This window comes from Microcystis sp. M53598_WE2 (assembly GCF_030067735.1).
Lineage (GTDB): Bacteria > Cyanobacteriota > Cyanobacteriia > Cyanobacteriales > Microcystaceae > Microcystis > Microcystis aeruginosa.
On sequence record NZ_JASJFE010000741.1, the window covers coordinates 1 to 6,072 of the forward strand.

Genomic DNA, 6,072 nt, shown 5'->3' on the forward strand with positions numbered 1-6,072 from the left:
TCCCACCGAAAAACTAATGCGCTCCGGGGTTTGGGGGGTTCTACCCCCCAAAAGTCTGGATTTAGGACAAAAAATCTAGAAAGCACAGTTTTTAAAAAGAGGTTATGATAAAACCCGAACTTACAGCGTTTCTAGCAAAGATGAAGTGTAACCCAATTTGGTATCGACTCTTGACTCCCCAAAAGGAAAACTTCGTACCTCACCATTAAGATAACTGCTATAAATCAGTCAACTGCCGATTATTCATCCTGTAATTTTTCGCGCACATTGCGAACAATCCGCGATAATTCACTCTTTTCATCGACGCTAATTTTAGTCGGGGAACCACTAATAATCCGCTCGTAATTGCGGAAAGAATCCTTGATATCCGCCCCATCCTGACTGATAGTATATTCACGAATCCCTTTATCGTGCCAAGAACCGCGCATCTTAAAGACGTTAATCGCTCGCGACATTTCGCCGCGAATTTCCACATACTGCAACATTAAAATCGTGTCGGTAATCGTAGAAATATGGGATTCGGTGATCGAGTGCGCTCCCATGAATTGGTCGGTGGTATTGGTGAAAAATCCCGTAATTTCCTCCTGTTTGGCGTATCCTGTCACCCCGATCACAAATTGCCGAAAAGCATTATTTGTCACCCCGCGCGCGAGTGCCGATAGAGAATCGATGGCAATACGGGAGGGTTTAAATTCCGAGATTTCCGACTTAATCATCTGTAAATGGTCTTCTAATCCCGCCGATTCGGGGTAAGAACACAATAATTTTAATAATCCCTTGCGTTCCATCTCCTCAAAATCGATCCCCCAAGAAGAAGCATTTCGGGACAATTGGGCGCGAGATTCTTCATAAGCGAACAAAATCGCCCGCTCACCGCGCCGACAGCCTTCTTCCAGAAATTTACTGACTAAGAGAGTTTTACCCGTACCTGTTGCTCCTGTAGCCAAAATAATCGAATCCTTGAAAAAACCGCCCCCACACATATCATCGAGGGTTTTTACTCCCGAAGAAATGCGGACATTAGAGGAGCGCTGAGTTAAACGCATCGCACCGAGGGGGAAGATATTAATGCCATCATTGGTGATAGTAAAGGGATATTCCCCCTTCATGTGGGTTGTTCCCCGTAATTTGAGGATTTCCGCCGTTCTGCGTCGCCTTTCTCCCTCTAGGACGTTCCGCATAATTACCACATTATCAGAGACAAATTCCTCTACACCAAAACGGGCCACCGCTCCGTATTCTTCGATACGTTCCGTGGTCATAATTGAAGTCACTCCTAATAATTTTAACCGGGCCACGAGCCGAAAAATTTCCCGCCGCACCACTGACACCGCTTCGTACTGCTGAAAAACAGCAGTTACAGAGTCAATTGATACCAGTTTTGCTTTATATTTGGTAATTGCGTATTGAATGCGCTCGATCAGGGCCGAAAGATCAAAACTACCCACCACCTCTTGACCTTCCGGATCCGGAGAAGCATCGAGAATAAATAACTTACCCTGGTCAATTAATTCTTCTAAATCCCAACCAAAACTATAGGCATTTTGGATAATATCGGTGGGAGATTCTTCAAAAGTAACAAACAGTCCCGGATAGTCAAAATACTTGATCCCGTGGTAGAGAAATTGCACAGCAAGCAGGGTTTTTCCCGTGCCAGAAGTGCCACTAACTAAGGTAGTTCGCCCCATGGGTAAACCACCGTGAGTGATCTCATCAAAACCTTCAATTAGGGTTCTAATTTTGCGAACACCTTTCGGTTTAATCGGTGGATTCAATTGGCTATTAGAGTTAGATTGAGTCATTATTTATCCAGCGAATATTTAAAGAGTAGGATTTTTATCTAATTTTTCCACAGAAACATATCAGGCCTGACTAGATACTTTATACCATCTTGATGTCCCTTGACTCTTGACTTTCCCATAAACGTACTAGATTACGCCCCGATCATTTCTCCTTCAATAAATATAACCCGTCTAATCACCTATTGCCGAAGGCCTAGCTATCATTTTCTCGTTCACGAATTTCCTCGTACAGTAAGTCTAAACCGATCAGAACCTTCTCTCGATCGGACAAATCACCGATAATTTTCCGCACCGGGGGAGGGAGGACTTTCGCGAGGGTAGGAGTAGCGAGAATCTTGTCTTCCTCCGCTAGTTGCGGGTTTTTCAGCACGTCAATCACCTTGAGCGCATACACTCCCTGAAATTCCTCTTCTAGGATATTTTTCAGGGTTTTCAAGGCGCGCACGGAGTTGGGGGTGTTCCCAGCGACGTACAGTTTTAAAACATAGGTTTTTTTAAAGACGCTCATAGGTTAGGATCAAAGGGGCTGGGGATATGAGTTCATTGTTATTTATTGGGGATATTTTAGTCTATTCCCAATAATAAATCATAAGGGATATCCTCGCGAGGTATGGAACGACGATACATTTCCCCCAAGTGAGCAAGGATATCAATGAGAGCGAGACGATAATCTAGGAGAATTTCCTCACTTCTGCCTTCTAATTTTAACTGTTGGGAAAATTCATCCATTAACTCCATGTGAACTTCCAGAATTTGCGACACTGAGAGATCGGTAAAAAAGACATTATTAACCAACTCATCGATCGCTTGATTAATCGGATAATCCTGTTGGAAGTAATTTAAAATAATCTCCCGATAATCTCTTCTTACTTCCCGTAGTAATTCTTTTTTTTCCTCCGGGGCAAGATTGCGATAGAATAGCTGCGGGTTGCGTTTGTAGTAAACACCTAAATAGCCGAGTCTTTCTTTTAATTTTTCCGCTAAACGGCGCTGTTGTAGGAGGAGAAAACTGTGATTATTTTCCACGGGATTTGGTTGGTTAACAATCGTGGTAGGTTCGGAAAAAGAGCAATTAGGAGCTAAATGGAGAAATCGAGCGATCGCTTGGTCGATTACCGAGGTGATGCTGTCTAATTCCTTGACGGTAATTTGTAATTCGGCACTATGATAGAGACAGGTGGGAGAGTCATTCGTCTCGGCAGTGATGTTCTTGTCAGCGACAATGATCACTACTGGCAGTAAAATCCCCCCTTCGTAGAGTTGATTAAAAGTCGGCTGTAGGGAAGGATGAAAGACCACCAGCAAACAATCGATTTTTTCCTTCTGTGCCTCGATATTAGCCAGTAATTCGCTAGAAGACGACCCTAGGGTTAGATGATAGCGTTCATTAGCCAATAAAGCCGTCAAAGAATTAACCAGCCCCGGAGGTGAACTCACTCCCGTCAAGGGTGGGTCCGTTGGGACAAAAGCATAAATAGTCAGTCTCGGAGGCAACGTTTTCTCACCCGCAAGGTAGATAGAAAATAACAAACTATAGGTTAGGCTTTCTCTGTTGAGAAGACAACCCCCTCGCCATCAGATCGGGGAAGTTAAAGTTAACTTTGCTTTTTGGCAGTGGGTATTGTAGTTAATTGTAATCAATGGGGAGGTCGTCTAGATGAGCGAGCGTCATAATCAAGGTAGATTCAAGTTCTAGGACTACTAATAGTTTGGCCATCAGTTTGTTAATTATGCCCTAAAGTTACCGCCACCGCCCACCCAATTATCCCCATGCCTAGCGTTACCCTCAGCCTCCATCACTTTAATCAATCCGTCACTGCCTGTGAATTAATTATTGACCGGGCAAGTCTTTGCGATTTAATTAATACGGGCAATCCAGAAGCGATCGTGGTGGTGGATGAGCGGTATTGTCCCCTAGGACTGATTGAGAGTCAAACCCTGATTGCTTACCTCCTCTATCAACAACAGCACCCCGAAACCAAAAACCCCTCCTCCAGCTGCCTGGATCTGAGCGGTTGGCTGCGTCCGATTATCCCTCTTAACGCTCGCATGGCCGTAAGTGAGTTTCTGGCAACCCTGACGGGAGAAGCGCTCGCCTTCGTCCCCATTTTAGTGGATGCTCAGGGCAAACTGTTAGGACGCTTAGACACGGGCAAACTTCTCCAATTTTGTCTCGGGTACTCGATTCTCGATGATCCTCCCCCGCAGCCCCGCATCAGCGATCGCAATTCCCTCCCCCGCAGCGATCGTCCTCTGGAATTTCTGGAACAATTACCGCTGCCGCTGCTGCTCTACAGTCCAGAAGCGGGAATTTTATACCAAAATCAGGCTTGGTGTCAACAAATCGGGGCGGCTTTCCCCGCTAATATCGATAACTTTCCCTTTGCTTTGGTTAATGACCCCTTAACCCTCCCATCCCCCACCCACCCCCTGTTTCCCCAGCGTCTAGAAACGGTGACATCGGGTTTAGCCAAGACTTGGCGACTGTTGTCCGTGCCGTTAAATTGGGCGGATAATTATCCCTTGATCGAGAAAACTTCGGGACTGTGGTTACTGTTGGCCACCGATATCACGGAACAACAGCAATATTGTCAGGAATTAGCGGTTAAAAATGCCGATTTAGTCCATTTAAATCGTCTTAAGGATGAATTTCTCGCCTGTGTCAGCCATGAGTTTAAATCGCCCCTCACCGCCGTGATCGGTCTCTCCAATCTGCTGCGGGAAGAAAAAATCGGTGAACTTAACCCCCGACAGTCGAAATATGCCGATTTAATCTATCGCAGCGGTCGCCAGTTGATGGCTTTGGTCAATGATCTCCTCGATTTAACCCGCCTGGAGACAGGACAACTAAAATTAACTTTCACTAGAGTCAAAATCGATCGCCTCTGTCAACGGGTGTACGATATCATCGTCGATAAGTATCCCCAACGTCTCGATCTCCCCGGCAGCTATCGTCTTGACATTGAATCAGGGTTAGATTATGCCCTGGCCGATGAAGCCCGTTTACAACAGATGTTAGTGAATTTGTTAGATAATGCGGTTAAATTCACCATTGATGGCGGTAATTTCGGCATTAAAGTCAATCGTTGGGAAAATTGGCTGGCTTTTACCGTCTGGGATACGGGGATCGGTATTCCGGAAGAATCCCAGCATCTGATTTTTCAGAAATTCCAACAGCTAGAAAGTCCTTTCACCCGTCAATTTGAGGGTGCAGGTTTAGGTTTACTCCTCAGCCAAAAATTAGCGCGCTGTCACGGTGGCGATCTATCCTTTGTCTCCAAGGACCGGGAAGGCAGTCAATTCACTTTACTGCTGCCGGTTCATCCCCAAGCTGCCGATCAGGAGTCCGCCACTCCCCAGCGTCTGGTGTTAGTGGTGGAAGCTAATCCCCAAGTGATCGAACAGTTTGTCGATCGCTTGAGTGAATTGGGATTAAAAGCGATTATCGCTCGTAGCGGCACTGAGGCGATCGAAAAAGCCCGTCAGTTAAAACCCCGTTGTGTTTTTCTCAATCCCAATCTACCCCTGTTGTCCGGTTGGGATGTGTTAACGCTGCTGAAATCCCATCCCCAAACCAAAGATATAAAAGTTATTGTCACCGCTGCCGATTCTGAGCGCAACCGCAGTCAACAGCAAGGGGCCGATAGTTTTCTGGTTCCGCCGATCACATCGGCAGCGCTGCAAGCTTGCCTGAATCTGACCGTTTCCCCCATTCCTAGCCGCAAACGGCGCACTGCTCCGACTCTGCTGCGTTTACACGGCCATTATGCCCCCAATTTCTCCGATTTATCTTCCTTTAGCTGGATTTGGAATAATCAATTAGTTCGGGAGAATTATCGTTTTATTGAGGCCGATAGTTGCGAACAGGCGGAACTTTTAGCTGGTGTCTGGGAGGTGGACGCTATCTTAATCGATAGTTCGATCGCAGAAGATTTATACTCTTATCTGCAAACCTTGAGCGAGTCGCAAACCCTCGCTAATTTACCCCTAGTCACCCTTGATGTGGCTGTCACCGAGGTGGCCAATCAAATCCCCGGTTTAGCCGTTTTTCCCTGTTTGGCCCCCCCGACGGAAAACCGCATCGAACAGCTATTAAAGGTGATCGAGACTGCTGATCTGGCTTTTTCTCGCCACAAAGAGGGGTAAAGGGGATCGATACCAAATCCTGTTTTGAAAAGCTGATAACAATCGATCGTAAGTTAGCCAATGATAGTTAGGGTTTGCTGAATAATGGTAAAACCCTTTTAAAATAAGGCTTTTGACCTGTTAA

Annotated in this window: 4 protein-coding genes; 1 reads left to right on the top strand and 3 read right to left on the bottom strand. The window is 45.9% G+C overall.

The window, feature by feature from the left end; all coding sequences use genetic code 11:
- Positions 1-239 precede the first annotated feature (239 nt).
- The 3 genes from kaiC to PX636_RS15095 form a co-directional block, all read right to left on the bottom strand.
- Positions 240-1,802: a circadian clock protein KaiC gene (gene kaiC, locus PX636_RS15085; protein ID WP_002760201.1), complete on the bottom strand. Its 1,563-nt coding sequence runs from the start codon at positions 1,800-1,802 to the stop codon at positions 240-242.
- 193 nt (positions 1,803-1,995) lie between these two features.
- A complete protein-coding gene (gene kaiB / locus PX636_RS15090) occupies positions 1,996-2,310 on the bottom strand; it encodes a circadian clock protein KaiB (RefSeq protein WP_002733742.1) in 315 nt (104 codons plus the stop codon).
- Positions 2,311-2,366: 56 nt separating this feature from the next.
- Positions 2,367-3,296, bottom strand: a complete 930-nt coding sequence (locus PX636_RS15095) for a circadian clock protein KaiA (protein ID WP_288117710.1) — start codon at positions 3,294-3,296, stop codon at positions 2,367-2,369.
- Between the two features lie 276 nt (positions 3,297-3,572).
- Between PX636_RS15095 and PX636_RS15100 the strand changes: the two genes are divergently transcribed.
- A complete protein-coding gene (locus PX636_RS15100) occupies positions 3,573-5,948 on the top strand; it encodes an ATP-binding response regulator (RefSeq protein WP_288117711.1) in 2,376 nt (791 codons plus the stop codon).
- Positions 5,949-6,072 lie beyond the last annotated feature (124 nt).